Origin of the sequence: Weissella sagaensis (genome assembly GCF_010306265.1) — a bacterium.
Taxonomy (GTDB): Bacteria; Bacillota; Bacilli; order Lactobacillales; family Lactobacillaceae; genus Weissella; species Weissella sagaensis.
The window spans coordinates 42598-60634 of record NZ_BLKA01000001.1 but is presented as its reverse complement, the minus strand read 5'-3'; the positions used below and the strand labels follow the sequence as shown (position 1 = coordinate 60634).

21 protein-coding genes are annotated in these 18037 nt (G+C 37.2%); all 21 read left to right on the top strand.

The window, feature by feature from the left end; translation table 11 throughout:
• The first annotated feature begins 6 nt into the window (after nt 1-6).
• The 21 genes from G7Y65_RS00310 (at nt 7) to G7Y65_RS00210 (ending at nt 18026) form a co-directional block, all read left to right on the top strand.
• Complete coding sequence (locus G7Y65_RS00310; protein ID WP_338117071.1) at nt 7-1104, top strand: aminopeptidase P family protein; 1098 nt, start codon at nt 7-9, stop codon at nt 1102-1104.
• 1 nt (nt 1105) lies between these two features.
• Complete coding sequence (locus G7Y65_RS00305) at nt 1106-1555, top strand: hypothetical protein (RefSeq protein WP_042491636.1); 450 nt, start codon at nt 1106-1108, stop codon at nt 1553-1555.
• Between the two features lie 15 nt (nt 1556-1570).
• A complete protein-coding gene (locus G7Y65_RS00300; protein WP_165314468.1) occupies nt 1571-2191 on the top strand; it encodes a metallophosphatase in 621 nt (206 codons plus the stop codon).
• A gap of 2 nt (nt 2192-2193) precedes the next feature.
• The gene (locus tag G7Y65_RS00295) at nt 2194-3570 is read left to right on the top strand and encodes a bifunctional metallophosphatase/5'-nucleotidase (RefSeq protein ID WP_042491633.1); all 1377 of its coding nucleotides are present in this window, start codon (nt 2194-2196) and stop codon (nt 3568-3570) included.
• Between the two features lie 21 nt (nt 3571-3591).
• A complete protein-coding gene (locus tag G7Y65_RS00290) occupies nt 3592-4260 on the top strand; it encodes a YutD family protein (RefSeq protein ID WP_042491632.1) in 669 nt (222 codons plus the stop codon).
• A gap of 9 nt (nt 4261-4269) precedes the next feature.
• Nucleotides 4270-5046 carry a TIGR01457 family HAD-type hydrolase gene (locus G7Y65_RS00285; protein ID WP_042491630.1) on the top strand — a complete coding sequence of 259 codons (777 nt, stop codon included), beginning with the start codon at nt 4270-4272 and terminating at the stop codon, nt 5044-5046.
• A gap of 115 nt (nt 5047-5161) precedes the next feature.
• Nucleotides 5162-6304 (top strand): hypothetical protein, encoded by a 1143-nt coding sequence (locus G7Y65_RS00280; RefSeq protein WP_042491629.1) that lies wholly within the window; start codon nt 5162-5164, stop codon nt 6302-6304.
• Nucleotides 6305-6402: 98 nt separating this feature from the next.
• Nucleotides 6403-7275, top strand: coding sequence for a phosphate ABC transporter substrate-binding protein PstS family protein (locus tag G7Y65_RS00275; RefSeq protein ID WP_042491627.1), 873 nt, complete (start codon nt 6403-6405; stop codon nt 7273-7275).
• Nucleotides 7276-7287: 12 nt separating this feature from the next.
• Entirely contained in the window at nt 7288-8205 is a 918-nt protein-coding gene (gene pstC, locus G7Y65_RS00270) for a phosphate ABC transporter permease subunit PstC (protein ID WP_042491626.1), read from the top strand.
• A gap of 1 nt (nt 8206) precedes the next feature.
• Nucleotides 8207-9100 (top strand): phosphate ABC transporter permease PstA, encoded by an 894-nt coding sequence (gene pstA, locus G7Y65_RS00265; protein WP_042491625.1) that lies wholly within the window; start codon nt 8207-8209, stop codon nt 9098-9100.
• A gap of 17 nt (nt 9101-9117) precedes the next feature.
• On the top strand, nt 9118-9948 hold the full coding sequence (gene pstB / locus G7Y65_RS00260; protein WP_042491624.1) for a phosphate ABC transporter ATP-binding protein PstB: 831 nt from the start codon (nt 9118-9120) through the stop codon (nt 9946-9948).
• A 13-nt stretch (nt 9949-9961) separates the two neighbouring features.
• A complete protein-coding gene (gene pstB, locus G7Y65_RS00255) occupies nt 9962-10720 on the top strand; it encodes a phosphate ABC transporter ATP-binding protein PstB (protein ID WP_042491622.1) in 759 nt (252 codons plus the stop codon).
• 45 nt (nt 10721-10765) lie between these two features.
• Nucleotides 10766-11440 (top strand): phosphate signaling complex protein PhoU, encoded by a 675-nt coding sequence (gene phoU, locus G7Y65_RS00250; RefSeq protein WP_042491621.1) that lies wholly within the window; start codon nt 10766-10768, stop codon nt 11438-11440.
• 85 nt (nt 11441-11525) lie between these two features.
• Nucleotides 11526-12320: a RecX family transcriptional regulator gene (locus tag G7Y65_RS00245; protein ID WP_042491620.1), complete on the top strand. Its 795-nt coding sequence runs from the start codon at nt 11526-11528 to the stop codon at nt 12318-12320.
• Between the two features lie 81 nt (nt 12321-12401).
• Nucleotides 12402-12956, top strand: coding sequence for a nucleoside tri-diphosphate phosphatase (ntdP, locus tag G7Y65_RS00240; RefSeq protein ID WP_165314467.1), 555 nt, complete (start codon nt 12402-12404; stop codon nt 12954-12956).
• A 172-nt stretch (nt 12957-13128) separates the two neighbouring features.
• Nucleotides 13129-14700: a peptide chain release factor 3 gene (locus G7Y65_RS00235; RefSeq protein WP_042491617.1), complete on the top strand. Its 1572-nt coding sequence runs from the start codon at nt 13129-13131 to the stop codon at nt 14698-14700.
• Nucleotides 14697-14906 (top strand): hypothetical protein, encoded by a 210-nt coding sequence (locus G7Y65_RS00230; RefSeq protein WP_165314466.1) that lies wholly within the window; start codon nt 14697-14699, stop codon nt 14904-14906. Before G7Y65_RS00235 ends, G7Y65_RS00230 begins: the two co-directional genes overlap by 4 nt.
• 149 nt (nt 14907-15055) lie before the next feature.
• Nucleotides 15056-15508, top strand: coding sequence for a YueI family protein (locus G7Y65_RS00225; protein WP_042491614.1), 453 nt, complete (start codon nt 15056-15058; stop codon nt 15506-15508).
• A gap of 24 nt (nt 15509-15532) precedes the next feature.
• Nucleotides 15533-16819 carry a replication-associated recombination protein A gene (locus G7Y65_RS00220; RefSeq protein WP_042491613.1) on the top strand — a complete coding sequence of 429 codons (1287 nt, stop codon included), beginning with the start codon at nt 15533-15535 and terminating at the stop codon, nt 16817-16819.
• A gap of 359 nt (nt 16820-17178) precedes the next feature.
• Nucleotides 17179-17454 (top strand): hypothetical protein, encoded by a 276-nt coding sequence (locus tag G7Y65_RS00215; protein ID WP_042491611.1) that lies wholly within the window; start codon nt 17179-17181, stop codon nt 17452-17454.
• Nucleotides 17455-17573: 119 nt separating this feature from the next.
• On the top strand, nt 17574-18026 hold the full coding sequence (locus G7Y65_RS00210) for a universal stress protein (protein WP_042491610.1): 453 nt from the start codon (nt 17574-17576) through the stop codon (nt 18024-18026).
• Nucleotides 18027-18037 lie beyond the last annotated feature (11 nt).

Genomic DNA, 18037 nt, shown 5'->3' with positions numbered 1-18037 from the left:
ATAGAAATGAGGGCAAAGATGACAACGAGAATTGAAAATGTACGACAAGTGTTTACACTTTTAAAAATTGATGGTTTATTAATTGCTGATGGCATGAATATGGCCTATTTAACTGGTTTTACTGGTGGTACTGGTGATGGTCTTGTTTTAGTTGGTACTGACCAAGTTGCTTTGATTACGGATTCACGTTATGAAGATGCTTATCGTGATCAATTACCAGAAGGTGTTGAATTATTAGTAACCCGTAATTACTGGGGTGTTGCAATGGCAGCTGCTCGTCGTTTTAAAATTGATAAGTTGGGGTTTGAAGATTCATTGCCATTTCGAGATTTTGATTATATTGATGAAAATTTTGTTGGTACTGATATTGCCCCGGTTCCTAATTTAATTGAAGCGTTACGTGAAATAAAAGATGAACAAGAATTAAAGAAGCTTCGTCATTCAGCTCAGGTGGCTGTAGCCGGTTTTAATGACATGTTATCAGAACTACATGTGGGAATGACTGAACGTGAGATTGCTAATCTATTAGATTACAAAATGAAACAACATGGCGCAGATAAGCCATCGTTTGATACGATTGTTGCCTCAGGGTATCGAGGTGCTTTGCCGCACGGCACATATTCAGATAAGCCAATTGAAAATGGTGAATTAGTGACGATTGATTTTGGTTATTATGTTGATGGTTACACATCTGACATTACGCGCACGATTGCATTCGGCGCAATTGATGATCAATTGCAAGAAATTTATGATGTGACTTTAGAGGCACAAAAAGCAACGATTGCAGCAGTTAAAGATGGTGTTGCTGTTAGTCAAGTTGATAAAATAGCACGTGATATTATTACTGATGCTGGCTACGGCGACCAATATACGCATTCAACTGGGCATGGCGTTGGTCTTGATATTCATGAAGGGCCTATTTTATCAGTCAATGCACCAGCAGAAGATCAAATTAAAGCGGGTATGATTTTAACGATTGAACCAGGCATTTATGTGACAAATATTGGTGGTGTCCGGATTGAAGATGATGTTGTTGTAACGGCCGATGGATTTGAAAACTTAACTGAGGGGATCACAACTGATTTAATTGTGATTGATAAATAATATGACATTAGAATACTTAACTTTTTATCAAGGTAATTTAGAAACCGGATTTGATTATATCTACGCTAAAAAGATTGCTGATCATGCTTTTTATATTAATGCACCGGCTGCATTAGATTTAGATATCATGGATATAACTGATGAAAAATTTGATTTTTCTCAAAAAAATCGATTGCAAATTACAATCGATAAAAATTTACGTCCTTTTGCTGATGTTTGGCAAAATATTACTTTTCAATGGTCGAGTGTTGAACGACAATTAGAAGCGTTGATAGCTGACTGGCATGACGATTACGCTAAAAAACAGCCCGGCATTGTGCAAGAGTGGGGGCTAACCATCAAAAGGGCAGATGAAGAGCAGCGAACAATTGTTGGATACAATGACTTTCCTGATAATTTTGATCAATTAGTAAAGTGGTTAAATAGCTATGCTCAAGGTAAATTGCGTTAAGAAACGAGGTTGATGATGGAGTTTTTTACGGCAGATACACATTTTTATCATGAAGACTTACTAACTAGTCAGCATTTTTCACCAAGACCGTACGATAATATTCATGGTGAACATGAAGGTTTGATAACTGCATGGAATACACGTGTGTCTAAAAATGATCAAGTTTATCATTTAGGAGATGTGGCGATGATGAACCACGTACGACCTGAAAGACGTGCCAACGAATTAGTTGCAGAAATTTTGGAACAGCTCAATGGACATATTACCTTGATTAAGGGGAACCATGATGCACGGTCGTTATTTAAATATTTAAGTCATCATAATCCAATTCTAAGTGATGGTCGGGCCAAGTATACTTTCGAAGATGTAGGCTGTATCGTTAAAGCGAACCATCATCAATTTTTTTTAACACATTATCCATTAATTTTTGGTAAGAGTCAGAATAGTATTAATTTGCATGGTCATATTCATCATACAATGGTGGCCATTCCTGAAAATATAAATGTGGGTATTGATAGTGCTGACTTAGATTATTTAACAGCAGTAGAGCGACCAACATGGGGGAGTCCATTAACTTTTACAGAAATCGAAACCATCATGCAACGTAAACACGATGATTTTGCAAAACGGAGGTAAAAATGTCAGATAAAATTTCAATTTTACATACCAATGATTTGCATTCACATTTGGAACGTTGGCCTAAAATTCGACGATATTTACTTACGCGTAAGCGCCAACTGACTCGTGATAAACGGAGTGTGTTGACATTTGATATTGGCGACTTTATTGATCGACAACATCCGCTAACTGAAGCAACGAGTGGGCAAGCCAATGTTAATTTGATGAATGAAATTGGTTATGATGGCGTAACAATCGGTAACAATGAAGGTCTTGGTCTAAATCATGAACAGCTTAATCATTTATATGATAACGCCAATTTCTCAGTAATTTTGGGGAACATGACGGATAAACAAACACAAAAACTACCTGATTGGGCATTACCATACAAAATTATCACGACACCAAAAGGAACGAGAATTGGTGTTTTAGGACTCACTGCGCCATTTGAGTTAACGTATCCATTATTGGGATGGCAACCGGAAGATGTCGATCAAGCGTTAGCTAAAGTATTATCACAATTAGCTGGTAAAACAGATATTAATATTTTATTGTCACATCTTGGACTGCCAACAGACCGATATTTAGCAGAACGGTATAGTGAATTACAAATTATTATTGGCGCGCATACACATCACTTACTTGCCTATGGTGAAAAACATGCCAATTCATTATTAGCTGCAGCCGGTCGTTATGGTGATCACATCGGTCGGATTGATTTTGAAATGCAAGATGGTAAATTAATTAATATCCAAGCACGAACGATTACAACAGATGATTTACCAGCAGTTCATAATGATGATGTTGAAATAAAGGCATATCGAGAAAGTGGTGAAGAGCAGTTATCAAAAAATGTCATTGCGTCTTTACCACAAGATTATCATATGGATTTAGAGTACGATAATCGTTTAATTGATTTAGGATTAGAGGCACTCAAAGAGCGTACGCATACTGACATTGCGATGCTATCGACTGGTTTGTTTTTACATGATTTACCAGCAGGTATTGTGACGGCTAATGATTTACATGCGCTGTTACCACATGCAGTTCATCCAATGCGTTCAATCCTAAAAGGGTCTGATTTATGGCGTTTGGTTCAAGAAACGAAAAAGAATAAACGCTTTTTACAGAACGCCCGTGTAAAAGGTATGGGCTTTCGTGGTAATCTGTGGGGAACAATTGTTTGGTCTGGTATTGATGTCACAGAAACAGGCGAAGTTTTAGTGCATCATCAGCCGATTGATTATGATGCATACTACACAATTGGCTCATTAGATCATTATTTGTTTATTCCATATTTTCCAACTTTGGAAATTATGGGACAAAATACCATGTCATATGACACCGTTTTACGAGAAGATTTTGCAAATTATTTGCATAAGAAATTCGCACCATAATGTGATAGAGAGAAAAAATTAATGAATCGAGAACGAATGAAAGAATTAGCTGATGCCCAATTTATTGAGCGTCAAGCTAGTACAGCTATTACAACAGGAGAAACAGCAACAGATATTTTTATCAATGATCGACCATATCGTTTAGTCAAAAATTATCGCGAAGCATATGATCAACAAAAATTGGCCGCCCGCTTTAGTGATTTTTTAGAAAAATATGACTATTTAGTTGGTGATATTGCTGCTGATCAGTTGCGATTACAAGGCTTTTATAAAGATGGGACAAAAGGGATTGCCCGAAGTCAACAAATTGCGGCACTCCAAGATTTTTTGTATGAGCAAGCTAATTTTGGTGCACCATTTTTTGTGTTAGAAAATTTAGCACCTCATGAGGTTGTCGAAGTTGAAGAAAAGGATGTTTCAAAGCCGAAAAGACGGCGACGTCAGCATAAAAATGGGGCTAATAAGGCTAAACAGCCTAATAGTAAAACTAATAACAAGAATAATAAATCACAAAATCATCGTGATAATAAAAAGCGTAAAAAAACGCCTGTTATTAAAGAAAAGGTGAATACGGCTAATCAACCAGCAAAACATGTTGGTAAGCGTTCAAATTCTGTTGCTACGTCTGGATCAAAAAAACACCGACACTTTCAAGTTCGTGAGCGATCAAAGAATGCAGAGAAAGAATAAGGAGGAATCATGACAAAACGTTATGACGGTTACTTAATCGATTTGGATGGTACTATTTACAAAGGTACAAAGAAAATGCCGAGTGGACAACGCTTTGTGCAACGATTGATTGATAAGCAAGTGGAATATTTGTTTGTGACAAATAATTCTACTAAAACGCCAGAAGCAGTTGCTCAAAATTTGACGCAAAACCATCAAATTCCAACTACTGCAAATCAAGTGTACACGTCAGGAATGGCACTAGCAGATTATTTAGCTAAGTTTGATGATGTTCACCGCGTTTTAATGATTGGTGAAGACGGCCTAAAAGCAGCTCTGTTAGATAAAGGTTTTGAACTCGTAACTAAGGCGCCTGCAGATGCGGTGGCGATTGGTTTGGATCGGGATGTCACATATGAAAAAATTTTACAAGGGACATTAGCCATTCAACAGGGTGCTAGATTTGTTGCAACAAATCCGGACACTAATTTACCAACCGAACGTGGTATGGTACCAGGTGCTGGCTCTGTAGTGGCATTTTTGGCAACAGCTGTTGAACCAGCGCCAGTTATTATTGGTAAACCAGAAGATATTATTATGAAGGGCGCACTAGAAAAATTGCACCTTAATCATGATCAAGCATTAATGGTTGGCGATAATTATAATACCGATATTAAAGCCGGTTTACATGCAGATATTGATACGTTACTAGTGTATTCTGGGGTTTCAAAAAAAGCGGTGGTGGCAAAAGAAAGTAAACAGCCAACACATTGGGTAGATTCCTTGGATGACTGGAAAATTGTGTAATAATAAAAGACGAATCGTCAGGATGGTTAGTAAAAAATTAGCTGTGTCTGGCGTTTTATTTTATATTCATCCTTTATATAATCAAAATTAAGTAAATGATATAGAGGATGAAGGAATGAAAGCATTAACCCTACACTTAAACGCAACACACATTCTTGCTAATCGTGTTAATTTGGGGTGTTGGACTGATCGGACAGATGAACAAATATATCAAAAACTATTTGAACAAATAAAACAAGTCGTTACAGGTGGTACCATAAAAATTAGTGATGAGGGTTTTAGTAATCAGGCTAACATAACATGGTATTTATTAACGCAATTTTGGGTATACGACTGGTCAAAAAATTGGATGATTAAGTTACAATTTGATGGTTGTCCAAAAAACGTCACGATTAATCAAGTGGCTAAATGGTGTGAACGTAGTGTTTATAGGCAACCGGTACAAATACCAGTGACGATGGTGCAATTATTAACAGCAAATCAACTGCTTGAAATGCGAACAATGTTGTTTTGGACCAGTATAGAAATGTATCGCTTAGGGTGTCGCGTCAGAAAATTTGTCTGGTCGCCCACAAGTCAGCTGTTGATAATTGAATTACGGGCTACTGAAACTAAGCAGTGGTTGGGTTATCGCATGGTGTTTGAAGCGCAAGAGACGACCACGTTGACGGCGATTGTGCCTAATGGGATTAACTTAGCTAGCAACGGAAAAAAAAGAGAGATAAATAATCATATAGAATATAAAGCATATGATAAACTATGGTTAGAAACACAAGATTTCAAGGTGTTGTTTCAAAAGCAAAAAGAAAAGTGGCAGGATTTTTGGCAACGCTTTGATTTAACTTGGGAAGATAATTATCTTTGGGAACATGTTTATCATCGTTTAATGTACCAAATATATTTAGAGCAATCATTACTAAGTATCCAAACATTAATGTGGGCAGATCCATTATCAATAACGGGAGATTTTAGTTGTTTAACATGGCAGTGTGATTGGCGTACAGTGTTAACGGGTTTATTAACTTGGTTGATTGGGGGCAAAATAGTTGCACAGCAATTATTAATTATGACGCAACCACAATTGCCACTTACCGGACAACGGCGATTAACCATTTTCTTAATAGACCAATCAGTAAAAATTAGGTTAAATAATGCGGGGATGTCAGTGCAACCAAGTAAACCATTAAAGGTTGTTAGTCAAGGAAGAAAGATGATTTGTCAACGGCAATGTTGGACGATTATTTGGCAAAATTATTAATGTAAAGAAAAAATTTACATAAAAAAGGTTTCACATTTACAAACATTAGGCATAATAAAACAATAGTAATTGAAAAGAAATTTAGGAGGCGTTCACGAATGAAACGCAATTGGTTAATAAGCGCAGTGATTATCCTTATTGCTGGCGGCCTGTTAACGTTTGGTTACACAACACGACAAAAAAATAGTGATGTTAACATCACTGCAGTCGGGTCAACAGCATTGCAGCCACTTGTTGAAGCAGCAGGAGAAGAATTTGCTAACAATAATTTAGGCGTTCATGTCAATGTTCAAGGTGGTGGTACTGGTACAGGACTAGCACAGGTACAAACGGGCGCAGTTGATTTAGGTAATTCAGACATGTTTGCTGGTGAAAAAGAGGGCATCAACCCTAAAAAATTAGTTGACCATCGTGTGAGTGTTGTTGGTATTGCACCAATGATTAATAAACAAGCTCATGTCAAACAGTTAACACAAAACCAGTTAATTGATATCTTTACGAAAAAGATTACGAACTGGCGTGAAGTGGGTGGCACTGATATGCCAATTGTTTTGGTTAATCGTGCTGCTGGTTCAGGAACTCGTGCAACTTTTGAAAAATGGGGATTGCGTGGTGCACAATCTGCATCAGCACAAGAACAAGATTCTTCAGGAATGGTGCGGTCAATTGTTAGTAGCACACCAGGAGCAATATCATATGCATCGTTTGCTTACTTAGATGATTCAGTGGTAGCAGCCACGCTTGATGGTGTCAAAGCAACTAACCAGAACGTTATTAATGGTAACTGGCCAATTTGGTCGTATGAACATATTTATACGAATGGTCAACCAACCGGCAAAGTAAAAGAATTCTTGTCATATATCGATTCAAAGCGTATTCAGCAAACACTGGTCCCTCAATTAGGGTATATATCAATTCATGATATGCGTGTTGAACGTGATGAAGCAGGTAATTTAAGTAAAACAAACTAAGGAGTTTAGGCCATGGATTTAATTCGTGAATCACTATTAAAAAAATCAAAGGCAAGCAAAAAAGATCAATTTGGCCGTGTGATTACTTTTTCAGCATTATTGTTGATAGTTTTGGTTGTTGTTTCAATTTTCTGGTTTGTCGCTTCAAAAGGACTGGCAACATTTTTTAGTAACAAAGTTAACCTTTGGGATTTTCTGTCAGGTAAAAATTGGGCGCCGGGTCAAACGGATGCAAATGGTACACCATTAACCGGTGCGCTACCAATGATTACAGGCTCATTTTTGGTCACATTATTAGCTGCTTTGATTGCAACACCATTTGCGATTGGAACAGCAGTCTTTATGACTGAAATTTCCCCAAAACGTGGTGCTAAAATATTAGGCCCAGTTACAGAATTGTTAGTTGGTATTCCATCGGTTGTTTATGGATTTATTGGTTTGTCTGTAATTGTGCCAACACTACGTTATTTATTCGGTGGCTCTGGATTTGGTATTTTAGCAGGTGCAATGGTGCTATTCGTTATGATTTTACCAACAGTGACATCAATGACTGTTGATACATTGAAATCAGTACCACGTCATTATCGCGAATCAGCTTTGGCCTTAGGTGCAACAAGATGGCAGACAATTTATAAGGTCATCTTACGGTCAGCGACACCTGGTATTCTAACGGCTGTCGTCTTTGGTATGGCACGTGCATTCGGAGAAGCCTTGGCTGTACAAATGGTAATTGGAAATGCCTCATTAATGCCAAAAGACTTAACTTCACCGGCATCAACATTGACATCGATTTTGACACAAGGTATTGGTAATACCGTTATGGGCTCATTAGAAAACAATGTTCTATGGAGTTTGGCTTTGATCTTATTGTTGATGTCACTTGTCTTTAATATCATTATTAGAGCAATTGCAAAGAAGGGAGCGATTTAAGATGTTAAACCCAAAACAAAGTGATAAGCTAGCAAGCGTTATGTTGTATACCATTGCTGGGTTTGTCATATTAGTATTAGCTGCCTTAGTGGGGTATATTTTAGTTCAAGGTGTGCCACACTTATCATGGCACTTTTTAACATCTCCTTCATCAGCATTTACAGCAGGTGGTGGTATTGGTGTCCAATTATTTAATTCCTTTTACCTATTAATTATTACGATGATTATTTCGTTTCCCATCGCATTGGGAGCAGGTATTTACTTACATGAGTATGCTAACCAGAAAAACCAATTTGTTCGGCTAACACGTACGGCAATTGAAATTTTGTCATCATTACCTTCAGTTGTTGTTGGGTTGTTTGGCTTCTTATTGTTTGTTGTTCAATTTAAATTAGGTTTTTCTATTCTTTCAGGAGCAATTGCGCTAACGTTCTTTAACTTGCCATTGTTGACACGTTCCGTTGAGGATTCACTACGTAGTATTCCAAATCTACAACGTGAAGCGGGTGCTGCTTTAGGGTTGTCACGTTGGGAAACAGTTGGCCATATTATCTTGCCAGCCGCTGTGCCTTCAATTGTAACTGGGGTTGTGTTGTCAGCAGGGCGTGTCTTTGGTGAAGCAGCAGCTTTGATTTATACAGCTGGTCAATCAGCACCAGCATTGGACTTTGGTGACTGGAATCCGTTCAATACAGCTAGTCCATTAAATATTATGCGTCCTGCTGAAACTTTGGCTGTGCATATTTGGAAAGTTAATTCAGAAGGTATTATGCCTGATGCAGCCGCCGTTTCAGCCGGTGCTTCGGCAGTCTTAATTATCGCTGTTTTGTTGTTTAATTTCTTAGCTCGTTTCTTGAGTAGCGTTTTGTATAAGCATCTTACAGCAACAAAATAGAATAGAGGAGGGTCGTGATGACGGCTAATTTACAAGGAACTTTAAATTTAACGGGTTCACAACCTGATCGTCATATTTATCAAATGGATAAAGAGAAGCATGAAATTGCCTTGTCTACCAAAGAACTACAAGTAGCATACGGTAACAATGTGGCATTACAAAATGCAGATTTATCATTTGAACGTTTTAAAATAACATCACTAATTGGTGCATCTGGTTCTGGTAAATCGACATTTTTACGTTCGTTAAATCGTATGAATGATGATGTGGCAACAGTTGGTGGCCAAATTATGTATCGTGGTCTGGATATTAATTCTCATGATATTGATGTTTATGAAATGCGGAAACATATTGGTATGGTGTTTCAACGTCCTAATCCATTTGCGAAGTCGATTAGTGATAATATAACCTTTGCGTTAAAACAACATGGTATGCATGATAAGAAAAAATTAGCTGAAATTGTAGAAACTTCGTTGAAGCAAGCAGCGTTGTGGGATGAAGTGAAGGATGACTTGAAAAAGTCAGCTTTGTCATTGTCAGGTGGGCAACAACAACGATTAGTCATTGCACGTGCAATTGCCATGAAGCCAGATATTTTGTTATTAGATGAGCCAGCCTCAGCTTTAGATCCAATTTCATCATCTAAGATTGAAGATACTTTGATGGAATTAAAAAAGCATTATACAATCATTATTGTGACGCATAATATGCAACAAGCAAGTCGTATCTCAGATTACACCGCTTTTTTCCATGCGGGTGAAGTAATCGAATATGACTTAACAAGAAAGATATTCACACGACCAAAGGTACAATTAACGATTGATTACGTGAATGGAAACTTCGGCTAAAGGGGATTATCAGATGACAGATAAAATTTTAGTAACAGAAAATGTTCATCTTTACTACGGTAAAAAGGAAGCCCTACATGGTATTGATCTTTCATTTAAAAAGAATGATATTACTGCTTTGATTGGCCCTTCAGGATCAGGAAAGTCAACATACCTGCGAGCACTCAATCGCATGCATGACTTAGCAGATAACGTGACAGTTAATGGCACTTTCATGTTCAATGGTCAAGATATTTATGCACCAAATACTGATACGGTTAATTTGCGACAAAAAATCGGTATGGTGTTTCAACAGCCTAATCCGTTTCCGTTTTCGATTTATGATAACGTTGCTTTCGGGTTAAGAACAGCGGGTCATAAAGATAAGGGCTTTTTGGACGAGACTGTTGAAAAATCTTTAAAGCAAGCAGCTATTTGGGATGAAGTAAAAGATACTTTACACAAATCAGCTTTGTCATTGTCAGGGGGTCAACAACAACGTGTGTCAATTGCGCGTGCGTTGGCAACAGGTCCTGAAATTATGTTATTAGATGAGCCAACTGCTGCCTTAGATCCGATGTCAGCAAGTAAGGTAGAAGATACGATGATGCAACTACGAAATCAGCTGACGATGATTATCGTCACCCATTCAATGGCACAAGCATCACGTATTTCAGATAAAACGGCCTTTTTTATGGATGGTAATTTGGTTGAATTCGATAATACGAAAAAAGTATTTTTGGATCCAAACAAACAAGAGACCCAAGATTATATCTCTGGACGTTTTGGTTAGCACTTAGTTTAGGATAAGATAAAGTAATAGAAAGGAAATATTGAAATGCGACAATATTTTGATGATGAATTATCAGATTTGGATACATCCTTTAAAGAAATGGGATTATTGGTATCGGAAACTTTGGATGAGGCAGTACAAGCATTTTTAGATCATAATCGTACACTTGCTCAAGAAATTATTGATCGTGATAATGCCATTAATCAACGTGAAATTGCAATTGAAAAGAAAAGTTTTGAAATGATTGCCTTGTATCAACCAGTCACAACTGATTTGCGCGAAATTATGACAGTTTTAAAAGCAGTTTCAGTCCTAGAAAGAATTGGTGATAATGCGCGTAATATCGCAATTTCAACTATTCATGTTAAAGGAAGTAAGCGAGTTGCTGCCATCGAAAAAACAATTGGTGAGACTGGTTCAAACGTTGCTAAAATGGTATCACAAGTGCTGGATTATTATGTTAATGATGATGCGATTGCTGCTGAGACAATTTCAGAAGTAGCAGCAGGCATTTCAGATGTAACACGTGATATTCGTGAGATGTCAATTGAAGCAATGAAAGCTGATCCTGAACAAGTGGCAGCAGCGACTGATTACTTAGTAGTCGCCGGTTATCTAAAGCGTACGTCAGATTATGTAACGGATATTGCAGAATGGATTATCTATAAGCGTACAGGTAAGATTGTTGAATTAAATCCTGGAACGTCTTCATTTATTTAAAATTTTTAATTAACAGCGTACTGCATTATTGCGGTTCGCTGTTTTTTGTTATTTCAGTTAAAATAAAGAATGAATGGAGGAAGTCATGCCAACAGTAACGAAAGTAACACAGCAACGGCGTGCTGGTCGTTATAATATTTATTTAGATGACGACTATGCATTTGCTGTTGATGAAAAAGTATTAATTACATACAACTTATTCAAAGGTGCTAATTTAGAGGATGCAGACATTGAAACAATTAAGGCAGCTGAATTTAAGCAAAAAGCCTATACGCAAGCTTTAGTTTACGCAACTGGTCAAATGCGTACTAGTCAGCAAGTTAGTCAAAAATTAAGTGAACGTGGTTATGCAGCGCATGTGATTCAAGAAGTTGTACAACGTTTAACCGATGATCATGTGATTAATGATGAATTATATGCACAAACTTATGTTGATCAGGCGATATCTGCTGGTAAGTTAGGACCAAGAGGGGTGCAATTTAAGTTACAGCAAGCTGGTATTGATAAATTTGTCATTGAAGATGCGCTAGTTGCCTACGATGTAGATGATCAAGTTGCTGCTTTAACAGTGCGAGTAGCCAATTTATTAGAAAAAAATAGCCGTTATTCTAAGTTTATGGCTGAGCAAAAAACGCAACAAAAATTGTTACAACAAGGATTTGATTTAAATTTAATTAAGCAAGCCATTCAAAATTATCGTTCAAATGAGACACCTGATGAAATGTTAGAATGGGATAATTTAGATCGTGATGCCACCATTGCAGCCAATCGGTATGCAGATTATACGGGGTGGGAATTTAAGCAAAAAGTTAAAGCAATGTTATATCGAAAGGGTTATGATTTGAATTTAGTTGATAAATGGTTACGACAACATCATTAAGTTGGTCGTGTTTTTTACCGATTTGCGTGATACAATGAAGTAGAAAAAAATTTTGGTAGAAAATACGGAAAGCTCAAGATAATGAAAGATAGTCGATTACCTCGTGAGGGCGACTTTGTAACGATTAAGAGCTACAAGCATGATGGCAGTTTACATCGGACTTGGCGTGATACAATGGTGCTCAAAACGAGCGAAAATGCAATTATTGGGCTAAATGATCATACGTTAGTTACTGAAGATGATGGTCGACGTTGGGTAACACGTGAACCAGCTATTGTCTATTTTCATCGTAAGTATTGGTTTAATATTGTTGCGATGATTAGAGATAATGGCGTATCGTATTATTGTAATTTAGCATCACCATTTGTATTAGACAAAGAAGCGCTAAAATATGTTGATTACGATTTGGATGTGAAAGTTTTTCCAAATGGTGAGAAACGTTTGTTGGATACAGACGAATATGAACTCCATAAAGCGCACTGGCGTTATCCGGCAGACATTGATTATATTGTGCGTGAACATGTCAAAATTCTTGTTGATTGGATTGATAATCAACAAGGACCATTTTCCGATGCCTATATTGACTTGTGGTATCGACGGTATTTAGAAATGAAACGTCGCAATAGTCAGCAATAGTCGTCATAAAATAAGCAAAAAAGATTACTGGATAAGTAATCTTTTTTTGTTATTGGGATGAATTAAACCGTCGCTTGCTTCTATTGAAACAATTGATAATATTAGTTATACTAAATTGTTAAGTTTTTTTAAATGAATTAAAATAATAAATAAAATAAAAGGACGATAAATTATGGCTTCACTACAAGAAGAAACGCAAACACGGCGTACATTTGCTATTATTTCTCATCCGGATGCTGGTAAAACGACAATTACAGAGCAACTATTAAAGCTTGGTGGGGTTGTCCGTGAGGCTGGTACCGTTAAAGGGCGCAAAGGTAATTTTGCAAAGTCTGATTGGATGGAAATTGAACAAAAACGTGGTATTTCAGTGACATCATCAGTATTACAATTTGATTTTGATGATAAGCGAATCAATATTTTAGATACTCCTGGTCACGAGGATTTTTCTGAAGATACGTATCGTACTTTGATGGCGGTTGATTCAGTTATCATGGTTGTTGATTCGGCTAAAGGTATTGAGCCACAAACTAAAAAATTATTTGAAATTGTTAGTGAACGTCATATTCCAATTTTCACTTTTTTTAACAAGTTAGATCGTGATGGGCGCGAACCATTGGATTTGGTGGATGAACTAGAAAGTACACTTGGTATCAATGCTTATCCAATGAACTGGCCAATTGGATCGGGTCAAATTTTAGCTGGTTTATTTGATCGTTATCACAATAATGTTGAAGTTTACCGGCCAACTAATCCAACAGAGCGCTTTTTAGCACTTAATGAGGCAGGTGTTGATTTAATAGCACCTAATCCTATTCAAGAAGATTCACTATGGGATGAAACCCGAGATGAAATTGAAATGTTGCAAGATGCAGGTAATACTTTTGATGAATCAGCAGTTATGCGCGGTGAGTTGACACCCGTATTTTTTGGGTCTGCTTTACAGGGGTTTGGTATTGAAACATTTTTGCAAACGTACATGCAGTTTGCACCAGCACCAGCACCAAAAAATACTGTTGCAGGGGATAAAATTAAGCCAACTGATGAACAATTTAGTGGGTTTGTCTTTAAAATTCAAGCCAATATGAATCCTAATCATCGTGATCGAATTGCCTTTTTGCGGATTGTGTCGGGCGAGTTTGAACGTGGTATGGATGTAACTTTGCAACGTACTAAAAAGAAAATTCGTTTGTCAAATGTGACCCAGTTTATGGCTGATACGCGTGAGAACGTTGAGAAGGCTTATCCTGGTGATATTATTGGTATTTACGATACAGGTAACTTCCAAATTGGGGATACAATTTACGCTGGTAAACATGAAATAACCTTTGAAGAGTTACCAACATTTACGCCAGAATTGTTTATGCGCGTACATGCTAAGAATGTTTTGAAGCAAAAGTCATTCCATAAGGGTGTGACCCAGTTAGTACAAGAAGGTACAATTCAAATGTATACGGCTTGGGATTCTGGTGATTATATTATCGGTGCTGTGGGTGCTTTGCAGTTTGAAGTTTTCCAATTTAGAATGGAAAATGAATATAATACCGAAGTAACGTTAGAACCAATGGGGTCAAAGATTGCACGTTGGATTGATGCGGAACAATTAGATCCTCGAATGGCATCATCACGTAACTTACTAGTTCGTGATCGTCATGAAAAGCCTGTCTTTTTGTTTGAAAACCAATTTGCTGAGCGTTGGTTTGCTAATAAATATCCTGATGTAAAACTGGAGGCCAAGCTATGAGCTTAACATTGCCAATTATCTCCACTAATTGGTTAATGGGCGTGTTTGCTTTTGGTGTTGTCTTGTTGATGCCAACAATTATTTATTTTGCAGGTCATACCGCATTACGACGTTATCCAAAATTATTTAATACATTACATTGGTTATTTGGTATATATTTAGTTTATGTTATCATTGCCGGTGTGCATACATTATTAATGGGCTAAAAATAAAAACACTTATGATGAAACCAGCTGTTAGGATGGGATAAAATCGTGAGTGTTTTTTAATAACGTTTAACTGCTTACCGGTAAATTGTCGCTGTGATTTGATTATGTTAAAATTAACCTAATTATTAAAAAGGAGTGTTTTTTTGATGGATAAACAATCAATGGATCCACATGTCCAAGCAGGGCTATATGGGACACCCCAAGTCAATCCCGATGAACAAAATCATTATTTGGGAAATTTTCGTGAACGTGTATACGCAATACAGACACGTGAACATATTGGTGAACCCCGGTATATGCAAGCTTGGGAGCGCCAGATGGCAAAATATCCAGACGCAACCCTATATTTAAATGGGCATTTAGATCGCGCTATTTTAGATAAATTTATGAAATTAGCATCACATTACAAAATGCGTTTCACACTAAAAACAGACGACGTTTATGATCGGTCAGATATTATGGTTGTGTTGGCTGCTAAAACGGCAGTTCATCAAGAAATTGTCGATATTGTTGTAACAACAAACGAACAAGACCAATCAATACAGGAACCACAGCCAGAATCAAAGACAAAAAGTCCATGGTATAAAAAGTTGTTTTAAGTGACTGAAGGGAGGTCTTGCGAAATGCAGCAACCATTAGCTTATCGCATGCGTCCACGCTCGATTAGAGAAGTAGTTGGTCAACAGCATTTGGTTGGTGACGGTAAAATTATTAATCGGATGGTAACAGCTAAAATGCTATCATCTATGATTTTATATGGACCACCAGGCACTGGTAAGACAAGTATCGCTAGTGCAATTGCTGGTTCAACTAAATATGCTTTTCGAATATTAAATGCAGCCACTGATAGTAAAAAAGATTTACAGATGGTCGCTGATGAAGCCAAAATGTCTGGGACTGTTATTTTACTATTAGATGAAATTCATCGTTTAGATAAAACAAAACAAGATTTTTTGCTACCACATTTGGAAAGCGGCCAGATTATTTTGATTGGGGCAACAACTGAAAATCCTTATTTATCAATATTGCCAGCTATTCGTTCTCGAACACAGATTTTTGAGGTTAAGCCATTATCAGAAGATGATATGAAATTAGCTATTGATCACGCACTAACAGATAAAGAGCGCGGTTTGGGTGATTTTAAAGTTGTTTTAGATAATGATGCACAAAAACAACTTGTATATGCGACCAATGGTGATTTACGATCGGCTTTGAATGGCCTTGAACTAGCAGTTCGATCAACGCAGCCAGATGATGATGGTAATATTCATATTACGTTGGCTATTATTGAAGAAACAGTCCAGCGCAAGGCAATTACTGCTGATAAGAATGGGGATGGTCACTATAATGTGATTTCAGCTCTGCAAAAGTCAATTCGCGGTAGTGATACAGATGCGGCGTTACACTATTTAGCACGTTTGATTGAAGCTGGTGATTTACCAATCATTGCTCGTCGCTTACAAGTTATTGCGTATGAAGATATTGGTCTAGCTAATCCAGCTGTTGTCCAAAGAGCTGTGACGGCTGTCCAAACGGCATTGCAGTTAGGCTTTCCCGAAGCACGTATTCCATTAGCGAATGCAGTGATTGAATTAGCACTATCACCAAAATCAAATTCGGCAATTTCAGCAGTTGATGAAGCGATTGCGCGTGTGCAAAAAGGAGGGACTGGTGATGTCCCAGACCATTTAAAAGATGCACATTATGCTGGTGCCAAAAATTTAGGACACGGTGTCGATTATGTATATCCGCATGGCCATCCAGGAGATTGGGTACCACAACAGTATCTGCCAGATAAGTTAAGTGGATCATCATATTTTAATCCAGCTGGAAATTCTAAGGTTGAACAAGCATATAAGGCACAATATGCTAAATTACGACAGGCACAACAAAATGGGTTAAAAAAATAACGAGAACCGATTATGGCTTGTCAAGTCTTTCATTTTATCGATTTATTAGTATAATAAAAATATAGATGGATTCCTTGGGCGTACGCGTAATTCTACATTCTGTAGTTGCTTTACAACCAATTAGCTCGGGGATGTCGGGATGCCGCTATAACATGCTGTTTCACTCAGTAGTTGTAAAAGCGGACTAATTCACCCACTTACCTTTAATCGGAGCCAACTCAGTTGAATTTACTAACGGCGCCAAGCAAGTGTCCATAATTAATAATTATCAAATTGATAGTTATTAATGCCGTCCATATTCGATAATACTATCGGAGGTGGACGGTTTTTTTAATCAATATGAGAAAAGGACTTTAATTATGATTTTTAGTTTGTATTTATTATTTGCTATCATTATTGGTGGCCTGGGTATCTATTTACTCTTACATCAAAAAGGCTTTCTAGGTATTAATGAGCAGGCGGCTAAACAACCTGCTCGTTGGTTTGGCTGGATATTTAGTATTGATGCGCTACTATTAGTTGTTAGTACTTTTATCACAAAAGATGCTGCATTGCCAGGTGGATTATTTGTAATTTTAGGTACTTTAATGACAACCGTATTGGCTGTTGTAGTTGTTCGTCTTTTATTTAAATAAATATAATATATATTGTTCTAAAATTCGCGTATGCATTTCTGTGAAAAAATGTGTGAAATACGTTATAATAAAGGTGTAGTAAAACTGCAAATATAGTCGGATATACAGGGGGAACTGTTATGGCTGATGTAAAAGTAAATTATAAGAATATTTTAGTACCTGTTGATGGATCAAAAGAAGCTGAGGCAGCATTAGAACGTGCTATTAAGGTGACACTTCAAAATGGTCCAGATGCAAAGTTACAAATTCTACATGTTATTGATACCCGTTCATTCCAAAGTGTAACTGATTTTAGAACAACTATGGTTGAGCAAGTCGCTAATACAGCTAAGAAAACTTTGGAAACATATTTAGAACAAGCTAAGTCTGCTGGCTTAGAAAATGTTGCATATGCAATCGAGTATGGTTCTCCAAAGAGTGTGATTGCACAACAAGCACCAAGCAAGTACGGTAGCGACTTAATTATGATTGGTGCAACTGGATTGAACGCAATTGAACGTCTATTGATTGGTTCTGTAACAGAATATGTTACACGCGTTTCTAAGGTTGATACTTTAATTGTTCGTTCATAATTAAAACTAGT

Excerpts from the sequence above, each read along its gene's own strand:
- G7Y65_RS00215 (WP_042491611.1), top strand. The coding sequence starts at position 17,179 with ATGATTTTTAGTTTGTATTTATTATTTGCTATCATTATTGGTGGCCTG.
- pstA (WP_042491625.1), top strand. The coding sequence starts at position 8,207 with ATGTTAAACCCAAAACAAAGTGATAAGCTAGCAAGCGTTATGTTGTAT.
- G7Y65_RS00235 (WP_042491617.1), top strand. The coding sequence starts at position 13,129 with ATGGCTTCACTACAAGAAGAAACGCAAACACGGCGTACATTTGCTATT.
- G7Y65_RS00310 (WP_338117071.1), top strand. The coding sequence starts at position 7 with ATGAGGGCAAAGATGACAACGAGAATTGAAAATGTACGACAAGTGTTT.
- pstB (WP_042491622.1), top strand. The coding sequence starts at position 9,962 with ATGACAGATAAAATTTTAGTAACAGAAAATGTTCATCTTTACTACGGT.
- G7Y65_RS00220 (WP_042491613.1), top strand. The coding sequence starts at position 15,533 with ATGCAGCAACCATTAGCTTATCGCATGCGTCCACGCTCGATTAGAGAA.
- G7Y65_RS00245 (WP_042491620.1), top strand. The coding sequence starts at position 11,526 with ATGCCAACAGTAACGAAAGTAACACAGCAACGGCGTGCTGGTCGTTAT.
- pstC (WP_042491626.1), top strand. The coding sequence starts at position 7,288 with ATGGATTTAATTCGTGAATCACTATTAAAAAAATCAAAGGCAAGCAAA.
- G7Y65_RS00230 (WP_165314466.1), top strand. The coding sequence starts at position 14,697 with ATGAGCTTAACATTGCCAATTATCTCCACTAATTGGTTAATGGGCGTG.
- pstB (WP_042491624.1), top strand. The coding sequence starts at position 9,118 with ATGACGGCTAATTTACAAGGAACTTTAAATTTAACGGGTTCACAACCT.
- G7Y65_RS00300 (WP_165314468.1), top strand. The coding sequence starts at position 1,571 with ATGGAGTTTTTTACGGCAGATACACATTTTTATCATGAAGACTTACTA.
- G7Y65_RS00305 (WP_042491636.1), top strand. The coding sequence starts at position 1,106 with ATGACATTAGAATACTTAACTTTTTATCAAGGTAATTTAGAAACCGGA.
- G7Y65_RS00285 (WP_042491630.1), top strand. The coding sequence starts at position 4,270 with ATGACAAAACGTTATGACGGTTACTTAATCGATTTGGATGGTACTATT.
- G7Y65_RS00290 (WP_042491632.1), top strand. The coding sequence starts at position 3,592 with ATGAATCGAGAACGAATGAAAGAATTAGCTGATGCCCAATTTATTGAG.
- G7Y65_RS00280 (WP_042491629.1), top strand. The coding sequence starts at position 5,162 with ATGAAAGCATTAACCCTACACTTAAACGCAACACACATTCTTGCTAAT.
- G7Y65_RS00210 (WP_042491610.1), top strand. The coding sequence starts at position 17,574 with ATGGCTGATGTAAAAGTAAATTATAAGAATATTTTAGTACCTGTTGAT.
- G7Y65_RS00225 (WP_042491614.1), top strand. The coding sequence starts at position 15,056 with ATGGATAAACAATCAATGGATCCACATGTCCAAGCAGGGCTATATGGG.
- ntdP (WP_165314467.1), top strand. The coding sequence starts at position 12,402 with ATGAAAGATAGTCGATTACCTCGTGAGGGCGACTTTGTAACGATTAAG.
- G7Y65_RS00295 (WP_042491633.1), top strand. The coding sequence starts at position 2,194 with ATGTCAGATAAAATTTCAATTTTACATACCAATGATTTGCATTCACAT.
- phoU (WP_042491621.1), top strand. The coding sequence starts at position 10,766 with ATGCGACAATATTTTGATGATGAATTATCAGATTTGGATACATCCTTT.
- G7Y65_RS00275 (WP_042491627.1), top strand. The coding sequence starts at position 6,403 with ATGAAACGCAATTGGTTAATAAGCGCAGTGATTATCCTTATTGCTGGC.